At 72.8% G+C, this 16,865-nt stretch carries 18 protein-coding genes and 1 tRNA gene; 7 read left to right on the top strand and 12 right to left on the bottom strand.

Translation table 11 applies throughout. From position 1 onward, the window contains the following. Positions 1-20: 20 nt before the first annotated feature. Entirely contained in the window at positions 21-830 is an 810-nt protein-coding gene (locus tag FHX44_RS27365; RefSeq protein WP_246171008.1) for an MBL fold metallo-hydrolase, read from the top strand. A 59-nt stretch (positions 831-889) separates the two neighbouring features. On the opposite strand, the gene FHX44_RS27360 is transcribed toward FHX44_RS27365, so the two are convergent. From FHX44_RS27360 to FHX44_RS27345, 4 genes are all read right to left on the bottom strand, one after another. Beyond that, complete coding sequence (locus FHX44_RS27360) at positions 890-1,684, bottom strand: DeoR/GlpR family DNA-binding transcription regulator (protein WP_147258424.1); 795 nt, start codon at positions 1,682-1,684, stop codon at positions 890-892. A 7-nt stretch (positions 1,685-1,691) separates the two neighbouring features. After that, complete coding sequence (gene pdxA, locus FHX44_RS27355; protein ID WP_212612664.1) at positions 1,692-3,872, bottom strand: 4-hydroxythreonine-4-phosphate dehydrogenase PdxA; 2,181 nt, start codon at positions 3,870-3,872, stop codon at positions 1,692-1,694. Positions 3,873-3,988: 116 nt separating this feature from the next. Continuing rightward, a complete protein-coding gene (locus FHX44_RS27350; protein WP_147258423.1) occupies positions 3,989-5,509 on the bottom strand; it encodes a carboxylesterase/lipase family protein in 1,521 nt (506 codons plus the stop codon). Between the two features lie 73 nt (positions 5,510-5,582). Next, the gene (locus FHX44_RS27345; RefSeq protein ID WP_246170614.1) at positions 5,583-6,062 is read right to left on the bottom strand and encodes a cupin domain-containing protein; all 480 of its coding nucleotides are present in this window, start codon (positions 6,060-6,062) and stop codon (positions 5,583-5,585) included. 201 nt (positions 6,063-6,263) lie between these two features. On the opposite strand from FHX44_RS27345, the gene FHX44_RS27340 reads away from it, so the two are divergent. Continuing rightward, positions 6,264-6,563, top strand: a complete 300-nt coding sequence (locus FHX44_RS27340) for a hypothetical protein (protein ID WP_212612663.1) — start codon at positions 6,264-6,266, stop codon at positions 6,561-6,563. Between the two features lie 34 nt (positions 6,564-6,597). On the opposite strand, the gene FHX44_RS27335 is transcribed toward FHX44_RS27340, so the two are convergent. The 4 genes from FHX44_RS27335 to FHX44_RS27320 form a co-directional block, all read right to left on the bottom strand. Beyond that, positions 6,598-7,251, bottom strand: a complete 654-nt coding sequence (locus tag FHX44_RS27335; protein WP_246170613.1) for a class I SAM-dependent methyltransferase — start codon at positions 7,249-7,251, stop codon at positions 6,598-6,600. Between the two features lie 151 nt (positions 7,252-7,402). Then, a complete protein-coding gene (locus FHX44_RS27330; protein WP_212612662.1) occupies positions 7,403-8,125 on the bottom strand; it encodes an alpha/beta fold hydrolase in 723 nt (240 codons plus the stop codon). A gap of 180 nt (positions 8,126-8,305) precedes the next feature. Continuing rightward, positions 8,306-8,378: transfer RNA gene (locus FHX44_RS27325), tRNA-Asn, on the bottom strand. Between the two features lie 43 nt (positions 8,379-8,421). Further along, complete coding sequence (locus FHX44_RS27320) at positions 8,422-8,649, bottom strand: hypothetical protein (RefSeq protein ID WP_147258420.1); 228 nt, start codon at positions 8,647-8,649, stop codon at positions 8,422-8,424. 205 nt (positions 8,650-8,854) lie between these two features. Here FHX44_RS27320 and FHX44_RS27315 point away from each other — a divergent pair, with 205 nt between their 5' ends. From FHX44_RS27315 to galK, 4 genes are read left to right on the top strand one after another with little or no spacing between them, the layout of a single operon-like run. Then, positions 8,855-10,831 (top strand): beta-galactosidase, encoded by a 1,977-nt coding sequence (locus FHX44_RS27315; protein ID WP_246170612.1) that lies wholly within the window; start codon positions 8,855-8,857, stop codon positions 10,829-10,831. Then, entirely contained in the window at positions 10,831-11,598 is a 768-nt protein-coding gene (locus FHX44_RS27310; protein WP_147258418.1) for a DeoR/GlpR family DNA-binding transcription regulator, read from the top strand. The genes FHX44_RS27315 and FHX44_RS27310 overlap by 1 nt, the downstream gene beginning before the upstream one ends. A gap of 35 nt (positions 11,599-11,633) precedes the next feature. Continuing rightward, positions 11,634-12,731 (top strand): galactose-1-phosphate uridylyltransferase, encoded by a 1,098-nt coding sequence (galT, locus tag FHX44_RS27305; RefSeq protein WP_147261497.1) that lies wholly within the window; start codon positions 11,634-11,636, stop codon positions 12,729-12,731. After that, positions 12,728-13,858, top strand: coding sequence for a galactokinase (gene galK, locus FHX44_RS27300; RefSeq protein WP_246170611.1), 1,131 nt, complete (start codon positions 12,728-12,730; stop codon positions 13,856-13,858). The genes galT and galK overlap by 4 nt, the downstream gene beginning before the upstream one ends. Here galK and FHX44_RS27295 read toward each other — a convergent pair. The 3 genes from FHX44_RS27295 to FHX44_RS27285 form a co-directional block, all read right to left on the bottom strand. Further along, positions 13,851-14,249, bottom strand: coding sequence for a type II toxin-antitoxin system VapC family toxin (locus FHX44_RS27295; RefSeq protein WP_147258417.1), 399 nt, complete (start codon positions 14,247-14,249; stop codon positions 13,851-13,853). The genes galK and FHX44_RS27295 overlap by 8 nt on opposite strands. Then, positions 14,246-14,473, bottom strand: coding sequence for a FitA-like ribbon-helix-helix domain-containing protein (locus FHX44_RS27290; RefSeq protein ID WP_147258416.1), 228 nt, complete (start codon positions 14,471-14,473; stop codon positions 14,246-14,248). Before FHX44_RS27290 ends, FHX44_RS27295 begins: the two co-directional genes overlap by 4 nt. 92 nt (positions 14,474-14,565) lie before the next feature. Continuing rightward, positions 14,566-15,387, bottom strand: coding sequence for a hypothetical protein (locus FHX44_RS27285; protein ID WP_212612661.1), 822 nt, complete (start codon positions 15,385-15,387; stop codon positions 14,566-14,568). A 231-nt stretch (positions 15,388-15,618) separates the two neighbouring features. On the opposite strand from FHX44_RS27285, the gene FHX44_RS27280 reads away from it, so the two are divergent. Beyond that, complete coding sequence (locus FHX44_RS27280; protein ID WP_147258415.1) at positions 15,619-16,452, top strand: ETEC_3214 domain-containing protein; 834 nt, start codon at positions 15,619-15,621, stop codon at positions 16,450-16,452. 2 nt (positions 16,453-16,454) lie between these two features. Here FHX44_RS27280 and FHX44_RS27275 read toward each other — a convergent pair whose 3' ends face one another. Further along, positions 16,455-16,865, bottom strand: coding sequence for an OsmC family protein (locus FHX44_RS27275; protein WP_246171007.1), 411 nt, complete (start codon positions 16,863-16,865; stop codon positions 16,455-16,457).

Below are 16,865 nucleotides of genomic sequence, written 5' to 3'. Positions count from 1 at the left end.
CAAGATCAAGGCGGTTGAAGGTGTACATCTGCAGCACCTGCGCGGTGGAGCACGAGGAAGCAGTCGAGGTGTGCGCCATCTGCGCCGACGAGCGGCAATGGGTGCCCGCGGCCGGGCAGCAGTGGACCACCCTGGACGAGCTCACCGCCGCGGGGCACGAGGTCCGGGTGCAGGAGCTCGAGCCGGACCTGTTCGGCATCACCATCGAGCCCAAGCTCGGCATCGGCCAGCAGGCCCACCTCGTGCGCACGCCCGCAGGCAACGTCATCTGGGACATGGTCGGCTACGTCGACGAGGACGCCGCCCGCCAGGTCCGGGAGCTGGGTGAGGTCGCCGCGATCGTGGCCAGCCACCCGCACATGTACGGGGTGCAGGTGGAGTGGAGCCGGGCGCTGGGCGGCGCGCCGGTACTGGTCTCCGAGGCGGACCAGAAGTGGGTGGCTCGGCCCGACCCCGTGATCCGCACGTGGTCGGGCACCCTCGACGTCGTGCCCGGGGTCAGGCTCCTGCAGCTGGGCGGCCACTTCCCGGGCAGCGCGGTGGCCCACTGGGCGGCCGGCGCAGGCGGCAAGGGCGTGCTCCTGGGAGGGGACACGATCCAGGCCAACCCGGACCGGGCGACCATGACGTTCATGCGCAGCTACCCGAACCGCATCCCGCTGTCGGCGGCGGTGGTGGACCGGATCACGCGCGCGGTCGAGGTGCTCGAGTTCGACCGGCTCTACGACAACTTCGGCAAGACCGTCGACACGGACGCCCGCGCGGCCGTGCGCCGCTCGGCCGACCGCTACATCGGCTGGGTGCGGGGCGACTTCGACCACCTCACCTGAGCAGGATCAGCAACGTGTGGATCTTCTGATCGTCACGTGGGCCGACTGATCCCGGCAGGTCAGGCCGAGGACTCGATGCCCTCGTCCGCCCCCGCGACCACCACGGCGATCCCGGCACCGCGGAGCCGCTCGACCTTCGCACGCTCCGCGCTCGCATCCGTGATCAGCGTCCAGCCGGGCTCCAGCCGGGCCCAGGCGTGGAAGGGACGGCGTCCCAGCTTCGCCCCGTGCGCGAGCACGTAGACGTCCGTGGCCCGCCTCGCCATGAGCTCCTTGAGGCGGGTCTGGGCGAGGTCGGCCTCGCACAGCCCTTCGGCGGTGACGCCGTCGGCGCCGAGGAAGGCCCGGTCGAACGTCACCCGCTCCAGCGCGGCCTCCGCGAGGGGTCCGACGAAGCCCTGGCTCAGCGGCCGCAGGGTGCCGCCGAGGCAGTGGACGGTGATCCCCTCGGCGTCGCTCAGCTCCTGCAGGGCGGTCAGCCCGACGGTGACGGCCGTGAGACCCGGCACCGACCGCAGCTCGTGCGCGAGCGCGCCGACCGTCGAGCCCGCGTCCAGCAGCACCGTCTCGCCCGGACCGACCTCGGCCGCAGCCGCCCGCGCGATCGCCCGCTTGGCCGCGAACGCCTCCCCGATCCGCTGCCGCAGCGACGTCTCGGGGTGCGCGGTGAGCGCCATGGCGCCGCCGTAGGTGCGGGCGAGCCGGCCCTCGGTGGTCAGCAGCGCGAGGTCCCGCCGGATCGTCGAGGCCGTGACGCCGAACGTCTGCGACAGCTCCTCGACGCTGGCGAGGCCGGATGTGGTGGCGAGCCGGACGATCTCGTCGCGCCGCCGCTGCGATCCGCGTGCCGGCATCGGCGCGTCAGGCGGCCGGCCGCGACGCCAGCTCGGCCGCCTGGCGCAACGCCTCGACCATGCTGCCGGGCTCGGCGACACCCTGTCCCGCGATGTCGAAGGCCGTGCCGTGGTCGACGGAGGTGCGGATGACCGGCAGGCCCACGGTGATGTTGACGCCGGACTCGATGCCCAGCACCTTGACCGGCGCGTGCCCCTGGTCGTGGTACATCGCGACGATCAGGTCGTAGTCGCCGCGCCCGGCGAGGAAGAACGCCGTGTCGGCGGGCAGCGGGCCGCGCGCGTCGATGCCGTCGGCCTGCAGCACCTTCAGCGCCGGGACGATCTTCTCCTCCTCCTCGCCGTAACCGAAGAGGCCGTTCTCGCCCGCGTGCGGGTTGATGCCGCAGACGCCGATCTTCGGCTCCGTCACCCCGGCGCGCACCAGGGCCTCGTGCCCGCGCCGCACCGTCCGCTCGACGAGCCCCGGCTCGATCCTCGCCACGGCGTCGATCAGCCCGATGTGCGTGGTGACGTGGACGACCTTGACCTTCGGGGTGGTGAGCATCATCGACACCTCCTCGGTGCCGGTGAGGTGCGCGAGCAGCTCGGTGTGGCCGGGGAACCGGTGCCCCGCGGCGTGCAGCGCCTCCTTGTTCAGCGGCGCGGTGCAGATCCCCTGCACGGCACCCGCAACCGCGAGCTCCGCCGCCACCCGGATGTACTGGTAGGCGGCCTCGCCCGCGACGGCCGACACCGCGCCCCACGGCAGGTCCTCGGGCAGCAGCCCGAGGTCGATCACGTTGATCCGGTTCCCGCCGAACTCGGCCTGCGCGGGCTCGTCGACCGTGACGATCTCCACCTCCTGGCCGATGATCCGGGCGGCCAGCCGGAGCCGGGCCGCGTCGCCGATCACGACGGGGCGGCAGCGCGCCAGGGTGTCGGGGTGGACGACGGCCGGGACGATCACCTCCGGCCCGACGCCTGCGCCGTCGCCCATCGTGACAGCGACGAGTGGCCGGGCGTCGTTCGATGCTGCGGTGGCTGTCATGGCGCCTTCCTGGTCTTCGGGTGAAAGTGACTGCAGCTCCGCGACGATGTCGCGCAGTGAATCGACCCCGCCGAAGCTGCCCGGCCGGGTGACGACGTGGCGCCCGTCGGCCGTGCGGCTGCGGACGGCGCCGTGCCCGATCTGGGCGAGCGGTTCGAGCTGGTCGATCCCCAGCTCGTCGAGTACCCGCCGGGCGGTCTCCCCTCCGGTGAGGACGAGGTCGGCGCCGTCGGGACCGGGATCGAGATCGACGACGGCCCGGGCGAGCGCGGCCACGACGGTCCGCGGGTCCGCACCGGCGCCCGGGGCGGGACGCAGGACGGTGACCCCCGGTTCGAGCCGCGCCCCGGCGATGGGCACCCGGAGCTCGCGCGCCCCGTCGGCGAGCAACCGCTCCACCTGCTGGGCGGCGACGTCCGCGGCCGATCCGACCACGACGAGGACTGAAGGCGGCCGCTCGGGACGCGGAGCGCCGCTCTCCACCGGCGGGCCCGCGACGACCCGGCCGATGGCGGCGGCGAACGCACCGGACCCGGCGAGCACGATGTCGGGCCGGGCGAGCGCGGCGGCGGCCAGCGCGTCCAGGTCGGCATCGGTGACGGCGTCGCAGATCACGACGGGCGCGCGCTCGAGTGCCCCGGCCAGCGCTGCGGCGACGTCGCCCCGGACGGCCTCGAGCCCGAGCACGGTGGTGCGCAGCGGCGCGAGCGCCGCCGCGACGCTCAGCGGGGCGGGTGACGGCTCGATCCGCCACGCGTCGGTCTCGTGCAGCGGGATCCCGGACAGGTGCACGACCCCGTCCCGGACGGTGCGCTCCGCCACCGGTAGGGCGGGGGCGAGCACGACGCGCCGTGCGGCGGCCAGCGCGCCGATCTCGGCCGCGAGGTTGCCTCGCAGCAACGAGTCGATCTTCTTGACGATCCGGGCCGACGGGGGCGCGGCCGCGAGGGCGGCGTGCACGGAATCGGCGGCGTCGGCCGGCGCCGCGGTGCGGCTGTCGAGGTCCACCACGGTGAGGCCGGGCGCCACCCGCAAGGGACGCCCGCCACCGGCGAGCACGACGCGCGAGGCGGCGCCGGGCCGGGCCAGCACGGCGGCGGTCTCCGCGGCGCCGGACAGGTCGTCGGCGATGACGAACAGCTCGGTCGGCCCGGACACCGCTCCTCCGTTCCACGGTCGCGGGTCCATCATGCGCTACATGCGCGATCCGCGCGACGTGATCCGCGCCGTTGCGCGTACCGCGCAGGTGCGCCTGCGGCCCCGGATCCGGGTGGTCAGCGCAGGTCGAGCACTTCGGGCGGGGCGTCGGCCCACAGCTTCCACGAGGCCTCCTCGGGATAGGGCCGCACGCCACCCCGCTCGGCCGCGTCGAACACGCGCGTGAGCTGCTGCCCGTCGTAGGGCTCCCACCCGGGGTCGCCTTCGCGGGCGAACGCGATCCACGCGCCCTGCATCTGGGCGGACACCTCGCGGGCCTCGCCGGGCGGCGGGGAGCCCAGCAGCTGGAGCGGAAGGCCGCTGTCGGACACGCCGAAGACGAGCGGCACGTCGAGGAAGTGGCAGGCGCCGAACACGCCGCCGAGGGCGGGGCTGGGCCAGGTCAGCTCGTAGAGGTGACTGCGCCCGCCACCGGCGGCGTGGGCCTCGGCGAGGTGCACGCTCGGCATGCGGAACATCCGATCCGAGCAGGTGAGGACGAGCAGCTCCTCCGCGCTCGCGCCGGGGAAGGCCGCCCGGATCCGCTCCTCCGCGTCCGGGCCGGGCCCGAACCCGCGCATCGCGCCTGCCGCCATCTCGTCGGTGATCCGCTCGCCGCCCATCACGAGGAACAGCCGCCACTCGTCGCGGTTGTGCCCGACGATCAGCGGGACGTCCCGCGCGACGCCTGCCGCCAGCCCGGTCCACGGGGTCGTGGGCAGCACCTCGCCGTCCACGACCGGCGAGAACGGGGTGGGCGTGTGGGCGACGAGGCCCCAGCGGCCGAGTGCCGGCATCCGCTGGTCCAGCGCGGCCAGTGCGCCGATGAGCCGCTCCGGTGGCACGTCGGCGAGGGCGGCCGCGGCCGGCGCGAGCCCGAGCGGCGCGACGAGCTCGGCGCTGACGTCACGGGCCAGCGCGGGGCTGAAGAACGTGCCGGGCACGCTCTGCGTGATCGCCCTGGCGAAGAGGCCCTCGGCCACGGGCATGACCATGAGCGCGGCGATCGCGCCGGCACCCGCGGACTCGCCGAACACCGTCACCCGAGCGGGGTCGCCGCCGAACGCGGCGATCTCCTCCTGGACCCAGCGGAGCATCGCGACGGCGTCGAGCAGCCCGCGGTTCGCCGGCGCGCCGTCCAGCTGCGCGTACCCCTCGACGCCGACGCGGTGGTTCGCGGTGACGACGACGGCGCCGCCGCGGGCCAGTACCGACCCGTCGTACCCCGGGTCGGCGGAGGAACCCATCCGGTACGCCCCGCCGTGGATCCACACGAGCACCGGCAGGCCCGCCGCGCCGGGGTCGGGCGTCCAGACGTTGACGGTGAGCCAGTCGCCGGGGTCGTGCCGGACCGGCCCCACCGGGGCGGGGACCGGCGGCGGTGGGGCCAGCGGAGCCTGCGGAGGGGGCGGCCCGAACACGTCGGCCTCGCGCACGCCGTCCCACGGGTCGGCCGGCCGCGGCGCCTGGAACCGCAGTGCGCCGACGGGTGGTGCCGCGAACGGGATGCCGCGGAAGGCCGCGATCCCGCCGTCGAGCACGCCGCGCACGGCGCCGCCTCGCGTGCGCACCACGGGGGACGCCGTCTGCTCGGCCATGGAACTCCCTGCTGTCGGTGGTGGCGCCACGCCCCCGCCTGCCGCGGACCGGCGTGAACGGGCGGACGACGGCTCAGGCGCCCTCCACCGACCCGGGCGGCAGGAAGTCGACGTCGTGCTCGGCGGACAGGCGCACGACCTCCTCGGGATCGGTGAGGTTGTGCAGCTGGTCGAAGAGCGCCACGAGCTTCCCGGCCGGGCTCACCCAGAACAGGCCGCGGGTGGGCGCCTCGCTCCGGTTGTAGTACGCGTGGGGCCGGTTGCGCGGCATGAGCACGGTGTCGCCGGGGCCCGCCGTGGTCCACTCGCCGTCCAGGTACAGGGTGAACACGCCCTCCAGCACGTAGATGTGCTCGTCCTGGAGCGGGTGGACGTGCGGCGGCACACCCGTACCGGGCGGGTCGTAGGTCTCGAAGGCGAAGCTGGAGTCGCTCGCGGCCTTCATCCAGTACGTGTGGCCGAGAACGTTCCACACCTTCTTGCGCATCCCCTCCTTCGCGAGGGTGATGCCCTTGGGCAGCGGGCCGAGCACGATCTCGTCGCCGGTCATCATCGTCCGATCCTCCACCGGATGTCGGGCCCGTCAATCCCTGATGCGGGCTAGCCCTGATACTCCGGCTGTGGATCGTTGTGTCCGCGCACGAAGGCCGGCGGCGGGTGATCGTGAACCCGTGGACGTCGACGTCGAAGGTGCCCGGGGAAGCGGCGTCAGCCGCGGCACAACCGTCGAGAGCAGGCCCCTATCGTTCCGGCCGTGGACTACACGCTCATAGGTCTGGTTGCCGCCGTCGCCCTCGGACTGGTCGTCACGAGTGTGGCGACGGGCCGGCGGGACGCAGAGCGCCAGATGCGGCGACTGGCCCTCGTCGAGCGCAAGCTCGACGAGGTGCTCGACCACCTCGGCATCGAGGTACCCGAGCCGCACCTCGAGCGGGTCGAGGCCCTGGTGGCGCAGGGCAGGACGGTCCAGGCGGTCAGGGTCTACCGCGAGGCCACGGGCGCGGATCTTCGCGAGGCCAAGGAGGCGGTGGATCGCCTCGGCGGGCGAGACTGACCCGCCGCGCAGCCGGCGATGCCGTCACCACCCGTCACTGATCGCGCCGGGCCACGAGCACCACGACCGGGCCGATCGGGCCCTCGGGGGGAAGCCGCAGGTCGGCCACCGGTCGTAGGCCTGCCTGCTCGACCAGCGAGAGGAGCTGCTCCGGCTGCCACTGGTAGGTCGTCCAGCTGACCGCGACCCCGCCGTAGGCTTCGGTCCGAGCCAGGTCGGCGTCCCCCACGTGCGTCGCGATGATCAGTTGCCCGCCTGGCACCAGGGCGTGGGCGAACGACGACAAGACCTGCGGCAGAACGTCGCGAGGCAGGTTGAACAACGACCACCACCCCAGCACTCCACCCAACGACGACTCGGCCAGATCGAGCTCGGTCGACGAGGCGACGCTGAAGCTGCAATGGGGGTACAGGCGGCGTGCGTGCTCGATCATGCGAGGCGACAGGTCCACACCGGACACGTCCAGACCGCGCTCAGCCAGGTACGCCGTCACGGTGCCCGGGCCGCACCCGACGTCGAGCACCGGGCCCAGTCCGCCGACCGCGTCGGCGAACACGTCCATCGCGGCTCGCAACCAGGGCTGGGTGCGGATGTCCCCGAGACCTGTCGTCGCCACCATGTCCACGTAGTTGTCCGCGACGCGGTCGTAGGACTCGCGAACGAGGTCGAGATCTGCAGGACGACGCACAGATGATGAACTGCCCATTGGACCGACCCTAGGAGAGACGGCACCCCACCCGAGTCCGGGGGTCGATCTTGGCGCGCAATCCCGATCAGGCCGCTGACCTGGGGAGATGCTCCTCCGATTGGACTCGAACCAGCAGGTGATCGCCCTTGTCTCAGCTCACGGTCGTCATGAACCGGCGGATCTCCGTCGCGCAGGTCTCGGGGTCCTCGACCACACAGGCGTGGCCGAGTCTCGGAAGCACGACGAGCTGGGATGTCGAGATCGCAGCGTGGAGCGCCTCGGCGTTGGCGCGGGGCGAGCGAACGTCGGCCGCGCCGTGCAGGACGAGCGTCGGGACGTCAACAGTGGGCAGCACGGGCCGGAGGTCGGTCTCTGCTCCGGTGTACCCAGCCGCTCGAACACTCGCCGGGCGGATGTTCTCACGCATCATCGTGGCCAACACGGCCTCACGGTCGGGCGGGATGAGTTCGGAGAACAAGCCCGGATACGACTTCGGGTCGAACGCGTCGCCCAGCTCGGCCATGCCGACGAACATCTCGAGCCGTCGTGCCACCTCCTCCGGCGGCAACGAACCTGCCCAGCCCGCATAGCCGCTGACGAGCACCAGACTCGCCGGCACTGTGGGATGACGCCGGAACAGCGACAATGCGACCATCGTCCCGAATGAGTGACCCACGAGGTGTGGCCGTTCGAGGTCGAGCGCGGCGACGAATGCCGCCAAGGCGTCGGCGAACTGCGGCGCTCGCCAGTGATCATCGATGTCCGACGACTCGCCGAAACCCGGCGCGTCCCAGGCGATGACGGTGTGGTCGCGCGCAAGGTCAGGGAGCATCCACTGCCACGTGCGGCTGTCGGTCGGCGCGCCGTGCAGCATCACCAGGACCGGACCGACACCCGCGCGCCTGTAGGCGATACGCATCCCGTCGACGTCGACGTGATCCATGCCCGTATTTTGCCTCAGGAGAGGTATCCGCGCCTCCGATGAGTACGAGATCGCGTGACGGGTGCCAATCCTGGCTCGCAGTCCCGATCAGGCCGCTGGCCTGGGGAGATGCTCCTCCGGTTGGACTCGAACCAACAACCCTGCGATTAACAGTCGCATGCTCTGCCAATTGAGCTACGGAGGACCGTACGGGCGCGGGGGCTGAGCCCCCGCTGGCAGGAAGAACCTTAGCGCACGGCCCCCGCCCGCCCGCGGACCCCCTCCCCGTGCGCGTCGGAGTGCTTGTGGCCGTTCACCGCCTCCTCGACGCGTGCGCGGACGACGCCGGCCGCCCCCTGGACGGCGGGGTGGTCAGCGATGCGCTGGTAGGTGCGGTGCAGCTGCTCGTAACGTTCGTGGCCGGCCCGGGCGCCCAGCACGTACCCGACGGCGGCGCCCAGCAGGAACTTCCACATCTCGTCTCCCCGGTTCGTGCGTCCCCCGTCCACACATGGTGCCCGCGATGGGAGCGCGGTAGACGTTCGATCGCCGATGGGTACGTTCGGCGCTGCGGCCGGATGGACCCGTCCGCCTTGACACATGCCGGACATCACACCAGGGTCGCTTGGGTTTCTGTTCGGAAGTGTTGTCTTGTGTGCGAGTCACCGACGAGAGGATGACGTGCTCCCCTTCCCCGGCATCGCGATGGGATGCGACTACAACCCCGAGCAGTGGGACCCTTCGGTGTGGCGCGACGACGTGGCGCTGATGGAGGAGGCGGGCGTCGGGTTCGTGACGCTCGGGGTGTTCTCGTGGGCGATGCTCGAGCCCACGCCGGGCGAGTACGAGTTCGAGTGGTTCGACGAGGTCATCGAGCTGCTGCACGCGAACGGGATCGCCGTCGACCTGGCCACCGCCACCGCGTCGCCGCCGCCGTGGCTCACGACGCGCCACCCGGAGATCCTCCCGGTCGACGCCGAGGGGCGCACGCTCTGGCAGGGCAGCCGGCAGTCCTGGTGTCCCAGCTCGCCGGTGTTCCGCGACCACGCGCTGCAGCTCGTCGGTGAGCTGGCCCGCCGGTACGGCAGCCATCCGGCCGTGAAGCTGTGGCACGTGAGCAACGAGCTGGGGTGCCACATCGTCAGGTGCTACTGCGACGTGAGCGCCGCGGCGTTCCGGCGCTGGCTGGCCGGCCGGTACGGCTCGGTCGAGAAGCTGAACGAGGCGTGGGGCACGGCGTTCTGGTCGCAGCGCTACTCGTCGTTCGACGAGGTGCTGCCGCCGCGGCTCACGCCCACGATCAGCAACCCGGGCCACGAGCTGGACTTCTCCCGCTTCTCCTCCGACGCGCTGCTGGACTACTACCGCGCCGAGCGGGACGTCCTGCGCCAGCTCTCGCCGGACGTCCCCGTCACCACCAACCTGATGGTCAACCCGCGGCAGTCGGGCACCGACTACTTCCGCTGGGCGCCGCAGCTCGACCTCGTCTCGCAGGACCACTACATCGACACCCGGCTGCCGCGTCCGCGCGCCGAGCAGGCGTTCAGCGACGATCTCACCCGTGGGGTCGCCGGTGGCGAGCCGTGGATGCTCATGGAGTCGGCCACGAGCGCGGTGAACTGGCAGCCGGTCAACCCGGCCAAGAAACCCGGTGAGCTGCTGCTGGACTCGCTGCGCCACGTCGCCCGTGGCGCCGACACCGTCGGGTTCTTCCAGTGGCGGGCGTCGAAGGCCGGTGCGGAGAAGTACCACTCGGCGCTGGTGCCGCACGCCGGGCCCGACTCGGCGCGCTTCCGCGAGGTCGTGGAGCTCGGCGCGACGCTGCAGAAGCTCGGTGAGGTCGCCGGGAGCCGGGTCGAGGCGGACGTCGCGCTGCTCGTCGACTGGGAGGCCTGGTGGGCGTGTGACCTCGGCTCGCACCCGTCCTGCCAGGTCCGCTACATGGACGCCGCGCTGCGCTGGCACCGCGCGGTCACGGAGCTGGGCGCCACGGCCGACGTCGTGCACCCATCGGCCGACCTGTCGGGCTACAAGCTGGTGATCGTCCCGACGCTGTACCTGTGCACCGACGAGACGGCCGCGGCGCTGGAGGCGTACGTGGAGGGCGGCGGGCACGTCCTCGTCACGTACTTCTCGGGGATCGTCGACGAGCACGACCACATCCGCCTCGGCGGCTACCCGGGCGCGTTCCGGAAGCTCCTCGGGGTGCGCACGGAGGAGTTCGCGCCGCTCCTGCCCGGGGTCACCGTCACCCTCGACGACGGCAGCACCGCCGACGTCTGGACGGAGCGGCTGGAGGCGGGCGGCGCCGAGGTCATCGCGAGCTACACCGACGGCCCGCTGCCCGGTACCCCCGCGCTCACCCGCCGGGCCGTCGGCGAGGGCGCGGCCTGGTACCTCGCCACGTGGTTGGACGACGAGGCCACGGCCGCACTCGCCGACCGGCTCACCCGCGAGGCAGGCATCGACCGGCTGGACGCGCCCCAGCCGGGGCTGGAGGTCGTGCGCCGCGGCGGGTACCTGTTCGTGCTCAACCGCGGCGACCTCCCGGCAGGCGTCCCGGCCACCGGCACCGACCTGCTCACCGGGGAGCGCGTCGACGGCGAGGTCCGCGTGGCGGCGGGCGCGGCCGCGGTGATCCGGTCGGACGAGGGCTGATGCTCGCCCGCCAGCGGCAGGAGCTGATCCTCGACGCCGTCCGTGCGACGGGCGGCGTGCGGGTGTCGGAGCTGGTCGACCAGCTGGGCGTCTCGGACATGACGGTGCGCCGCGACATCGACGAGCTCGCCCGGCGCGGGCTCGTCACCCGCGTGCACGGAGGCGCGACCGCGGCGGGCAGCAGCGTGGAGGAACCGGGATTCGCGGCGAAGTCGGCGCTGAACACCGCGGCGAAACGGGCGATCGCGCAGGCGGCCGCCGCGCTCGTCGGACCGGGGGCGTCGGTGGCGCTCTCGGCGGGTACGACGACGCATGCCGTCGCGTCGATGCTGCTGGCGATCCCGCAGCTCACGGTCGTCACGAACTCGCTGCGGGTGGCCGAGGTGCTGCACGCCGCGCCGCGGCCCGACCTCACGGTCGTGCTCACCGGCGGCGAGCGCACCCCGTCGGACGCGCTGGTCGGACCGGTCGCCGTGGCGGCACTGCGCGGGCTGCACGTCGACTGGCTGCTGATGGGGGTGCACGGGATGGACGTCGAGGCGGGCTTCACCAGCCCGAACCTGGCGGAGGCCGAGACGAACCGGGCGCTGCTCACCAGCGCGCGGCAGGTGGCCGTGGTGGCCGACAACTCGAAATGGGGAGTAGTGGGGTTGAGCACGATCGCCACCCTCGACGAGGTCGACGTCGTCGTGAGCGACGACGGCCTCGAACCGGAGGCACGCCAGGCCCTGGAGCAGAACTGCGGACGGCTGGTGCTGGCGGCATGAGCGAGCTTGCGAGCGAATCATCGGCGCAGCGCACTATCCGACGCACGGCCGCCCGGATGGCCGACGGGCGCGAGCTGATCTACTTCGACGACGTCACGCCCGACCGCGTGCCGCCGCCGGACACGCGTGACCTGCCGAAGGTGCAGACCGGGTCGATCATGCGATACGACGTGCTCACCGGCGAGTGGGTGGCGATCGCGGCGCACCGCCAGGACCGCACGTTCCTCCCGCCCGCCGACGCCTGCCCGCTGTGCCCGACGCGTCAGGGCCGCGCACCGTCGGAGATCCCGGCATCGGACTACGACGTCGTCGTGTTCGAGAACCGGTTCCCGTCGTTCGCCCAGGACGTCGCCACCGACGTGCCGACCGAGGTGGACGGCGACCCGTTGTGGCCGCAGCGCCCGGCGGTCGGGCGGTGCGAGGTCGTCTGCTTCACCAGTGACCACAACTCGTCGTTCGGCGCACTTCCCGTCGATCGGGTGCGCACGGTGATCGAGGCGTGGGCCGACCGCACGGCGGCGCTGTCGGCGATGCCGGGCGTGGAGCAGGTGTTCCCGTTCGAGAACCGCGGCACCGAGATCGGGGTGACCCTCGAACACCCGCACGGGCAGATCTACGCCTACCCGTTCGTCACCCCGCGCACCGCACAGCTGCTGAACCGGGCGGCGGAGCACCGCCAGCGGACGGGCCGCGACCTTCACGACGACGTGCTGGCCGCCGAGCACAAGGCCGGCACCCGCGTCGTCCGCGAGGGCACGCACTTCACGGTCTTCGTGCCCGCCGCGGCGCGCTGGCCGGTGGAGGCGCACCTCGTGCCGCACCGGCCCGTCCGCGACTTCGCCGACCTCGCCGAGGAGGAGCGCGCCGAGCTTGCGGAGCTGTACCGCGACCTGCTGCACCGGTTCGAGGTGTACTTCGACGAGGCCCCGCACCCGCCGTACATCGCGGGGTGGCACCAGGCGCCCGTGCACACCGGGCGCGACCTCACCCGGCTGCACCTGCGGCTGTTCTCGCTGCGCCGCGCGCCCGGGAAGCTCAAGTACCTCGCCGGCTCGGAGTCCGGGGCCGGCGCCTGGATCAACGACGCGCTGCCGGAGCGGATCGCCCAGCGGCTGCGGGAGGTCGGATCGTGACGACGTTCGCGGAGCTCTTCGAACGCGAGCCGGACGGCCGCTGGGCCGGGCCCGGCCGGGTCAACCTGATCGGCGAGCACGTCGACTACGCCGACGGCCTGTGCCTGCCGTTCGCGATCGCGCAGCGCACGATCGTCGAGGTGGCGAAGCGGGACGACGACCGCCTCCGGCTGCGCAGCCTGTCGGAGGAGGGCGGCTTCGACGGAGCACTCTCCGACGTCGGGCCGGGCCGCCCGGAGGGCTGGGCCGGCTACGTCGCCGGTGTGCTGTGGGCGCTGCGGGAGGCGGGCCACGCGGTCGGCGGGATCGACCTGCTGGTCACCGACACCGTTCCCCTCGGCTCGGGGCTCTCCTCGTCCGCGGCCCTCGAGTGCGGGGCGGCCCTGGCCGTCGACGACCTGTTCGGGCTCGGCCTCGGTGGCTCGGCCGAGGGCCGGAAGGTGCTCGTCGACGCGTGCCGCCGGGCGGAGAACGACGTGGTGGGCGCGCAGACCGGCGGCATGGACCAGGCCGCGTCGCTGCTCGGACGGGCCGGGCACGCGTTGCTGCTCGACACCCACGACGAGTCGACGCGCCAGGTCCCGTTCGACCCGACGGAGGTCGGGCTCACCCTGCTCATCATCGACACGAAGGTGCGCCACAGCCACGCCGACAACGAGTACGGCGCCCGCCGCGCGTCGGTGGAGAAGGCTGCGGACGCGCTCGGGCGGCCCAGCCTGCGCGACGCCACCCTCGACGACCTCGCCGCGCTCGACGCGGACCTGCTCCCCCGCGCCCGGCACATCGTCACCGAGATCGACCGGGTGCGGCGCACCGTCGCGCTGCTGGACGCCGGCCGGATCGCCGAGATCGGTCCGCTGCTCGACGCCTCCCACGCCTCGCTCGCCGGGGACTACGAGGTGTCGGTCCCCGAGCTCGACCTGGCCTGCTCCACCGCCCGGGCCGCCGGCGCGCTGGGCGCCCGGATGACCGGGGGCGGGTTCGGCGGCTCCGCCATCGCGCTGGTGCCGACAGACGCCGTCGACACCGTCTCGGGAGCCGTACGGGCGGCCTTCGCGACGGCGGGCCACCAGGATCCGGACATCCGCGCCACGGAGCCGTCCGCGGGCGCCGAGCGGATCACATAGCCGCGAGGTCGACGCAGAGCCCGGGGACCGCTCGCGCCAGGCGCTGGTCGGTGGTGAGCAGCCGTCCGCGCAGGCGCCGGGCGAGTGCGACGTACAGCGCGTCCCGAGCCGTGATGTTGTGCCGGAGCGTCCAGGCCTCCTGCAGCAGCGCCCCCGTGATGGGCAACCGGAGCACGTTCATCCGGGCCAGCAGGCGGAGTCGGACGTCCACCGCTGCGGCCGCAAGCGTCCCGTCCCGGTGCAGGCGCGCCAGCGCGGAGAACACCTCGGCGTCGAGGTGGGCGACCGAGTGCAGCTCCGCACCGTCGAAGTGGGACTGCACCGCCTTGCCGTTCCGGTTCCGCAGCAGCAGGTCGACCACTGCCGAGGCGTCGAGGACGAGTGTCGTCACGGCAGCTCGTCGCGCGCCGAACGGACGGCGTCAGCTCCGCTCGCGCCCTCCACCGGCGGGATCTCCTCCAGCTCGGCCAGCCAATCCTCGATCGCCGGGCGAGCGGTCTGCGCTTCGAGCAGCCCGGCCACGTAGGCCTGCAGGCTCTGCCCCGCGCGCTGGGCGCGGCGCTTGAGCTCCCGGTGCGTCACGGGATCGAGGTTGCGGATGAGCAGGTCGGCCACAGTGGCTATCATACCGATAGCATTGCGGTGCGGCGACATCGCTGATTCCGATGCGGTGCGCGCCGCCCGAGCGGCGGAGGGCCACTGAGCTCTCAGAGGCGGGGAACGCCGGCCGCGGCGAGCGCCGCGTCCAGTTCCTCGTAGGTCGGCGCGAAGCGGGCGAGCAGCTCGCTCACGCGCTCCCGGTGGCCCCGGACCAGCGGGTACTGCAAGCCGCCGACGAGCCGCGCCTGCCGCTCGGCCACGGCTGCCGCGTCGGCGAGACCGAGCCGGGCGAGCCACGCCGTGGCGTCGGCGAGGCGACGGGCACCGACCCGGACGGCGAAGTGGACGAGGTGCGCCTCGTGCCGCGGGCTCAGCCCGGCCGCGACGAGCCCGGCGAACCGTTCGACGGCGGCACCGGGGCTCTCGCCGTCCGGGTTGAGCAGGCGCCGGGCGGCGGGCAGGGATGCCCGCAGCGCGTCGGCCACGGCCACCTCCCGGACGCGGCGGAACCCGGTGCGCATGGTGAACGGCTCGGCGGCGTATTCGAACGTGACCGATTCCCAGGCGGTTATGAATTCGTCGACGGGCAACGTGGCGTACGGAAATCCGTGCGGGTCGTGGAAATGTACGACGCCGTCCGTCACGGACGTGACGACCATGAAGTGGTCGGAGTCGAGCACTTCACCGGATCCGGGGTGATGCAGCAGGAGGCCGAACTCGACGGGCCCGACGAACACCGGGCCGTCGGCGGCGCGCAACCGCTCGACCGCGTCCGCGGCCGAGCCACCCGAAGCCCGCTCGCAGGCCCATCCGAGCAGGTCGATGGCCGAGTCGAAGCCCAGATCCGGATCCCAGCCGAGCGGGTCGAACCACGCGAGCCCACCGCCCAGGTGGAACCCGAACGGCGAGCCGGTGAGCACCTCGATCACGACGGCGGCGGGGCACCCTCCCCGAGGACCATCGCGAGGGAATTGCTGTAGCAGTACGGGCCGGAACCGATGTAGGGGAGTCGCACACGACGAGCGTGCCGGAATTCATCGGAATCTGCCACGGCAGGAATTCCCGCACCTCGGCGCGCGGCGGGCTCGACCGTCGCAGCATCGGCTGCCATAGTGGGTCGAGCAAGCCGACGATCAAGGATCGCTGGGGGGACTGGTGAGATGCCCGAACCCGAGCCAGGAGGACCCGCTCGCCAGCACCCCGTCGCCCGGGCCATCGACAGCGCGAAACGCCATCCCGTCGTGCTCATCGCCACCACCGTCGTGGCCGTGCTCGTGTTCTTCGGCACGGTGAGCGACGTGTTCGGCCGCGTCACCGGCGCGGTCACGGGTGTGGTGAACCCGCACCAGCAGGACTACGAGCACCTGGAGCAGATCGAACTGGGTGTCACCCCGCAGTACCTCGCGGAGCGGCTCGGCACCGCCCGGCGGTCGATCGACCTGTGCAAGGAGATCCCCTGTCCCACCGAGGCCGCGGGCCGGACCCTCACGATGAACCTCTACCAGTCGGAGTTCGTGGCGGTCCGGGCGCTCTTCGAAGACTCCGGCCTCGAGTGGTTCGCGATCACGTTGCTCTCCGACGACGTGAACCCGCCCATGAAGTGGCTGGGCCACGATCTCGGCGCGCTCGGCGACGTCACGTTCGCGCAGGCCCTCGAGGCCGCGCAGGTCGAACCGACGGACGTCGACGTGTTCCTCGGGCCGGAGTCGACCGCGTACGTCGAGGTGGTCGCCGCCGGCGCCCCTGCCGACCACCGGGGCCTCCTCCTCGCCGTCGCACCGGACGGGTGGTCGGGTGACTTCGAGCGGGACGCGGCGGACGTCGTCGAGCGGCTGAACGACGCCCCGTACGACCCCGCGGTGGCCGGGCCGTTCCGGTCGGCGTCGCAGCCGAACACGTACGGCGAGTTCCTCGACGACGGCGGGACCGTCTCGGTGCTGGCAAGCGACCCGGAGTTCGATCGCGCACTGCTGTACGTGTTCACCTCGCTCTGAACTCAGACGAGGGGCTCTCCGGCGTGCTCGATCTGCGTGCGAATGGCGAACGCGGGCCTGAGCATCATCGTCACCTCGGTGCGCTCGAGCGCGTCGGCCAGCCGGTGGGCCTCTTCCCGGTCGAGCCGGAAACCCAGCAGCACCCGCCGGTAGAGCAGGGTGGGCGGGCCTGCGTCCAGGGTGACGACCACCTCGATGTCGCCCGGGTCGCCGTCGCGCTCCAGGTGGGTGCGTGCCGACATCGCACTGCACGCCGCGAGCGCGCCCGTCATGAGCTCGAGCGGGGTGGGACCGGCGCCCGCACCGGAGACGGCGTGGTCGGCGGTGACGCTGTGCGGACCCAGCCGCAACTCGACCGCCCGTCCCGCGTCGGCCGCGAGGAGCGCACCGGCCGACGCGAGCGGGATCTGCAT

It is taken from the genome of Pseudonocardia hierapolitana (assembly GCF_007994075.1).
In the GTDB taxonomy this organism is placed as follows: Bacteria; Actinomycetota; Actinomycetes; order Mycobacteriales; family Pseudonocardiaceae; genus Pseudonocardia; species Pseudonocardia hierapolitana.
Note: the sequence above shows the minus strand (reverse complement) of the source record. Positions and strands in the feature narration are given on the sequence as shown.

Bases quoted from the DNA above. Each gene is read 5' to 3' on its own strand.
- FHX44_RS27280 (WP_147258415.1), top strand. From the start codon at position 15,619: ATGCCCGAACCCGAGCCAGGAGGACCCGCTCGCCAGCACCCCGTCGCC.
- FHX44_RS27275 (WP_246171007.1), bottom strand. From the start codon at position 16,865: ATGCAGATCCCGCTCGCGTCGGCCGGTGCGCTCCTCGCGGCCGACGCG.
- FHX44_RS27330 (WP_212612662.1), bottom strand. From the start codon at position 8,125: ATGCTGCACGGCGCGCCGACCGACAGCCGCACGTGGCAGTGGATGCTC.
- FHX44_RS27310 (WP_147258418.1), top strand. From the start codon at position 10,831: ATGCTCGCCCGCCAGCGGCAGGAGCTGATCCTCGACGCCGTCCGTGCG.
- FHX44_RS27320 (WP_147258420.1), bottom strand. From the start codon at position 8,649: ATGTGGAAGTTCCTGCTGGGCGCCGCCGTCGGGTACGTGCTGGGCGCC.
- FHX44_RS27350 (WP_147258423.1), bottom strand. From the start codon at position 5,509: ATGGCCGAGCAGACGGCGTCCCCCGTGGTGCGCACGCGAGGCGGCGCC.
- FHX44_RS27345 (WP_246170614.1), bottom strand. From the start codon at position 6,062: ATGATGACCGGCGACGAGATCGTGCTCGGCCCGCTGCCCAAGGGCATC.
- FHX44_RS27360 (WP_147258424.1), bottom strand. From the start codon at position 1,684: ATGCCGGCACGCGGATCGCAGCGGCGGCGCGACGAGATCGTCCGGCTC.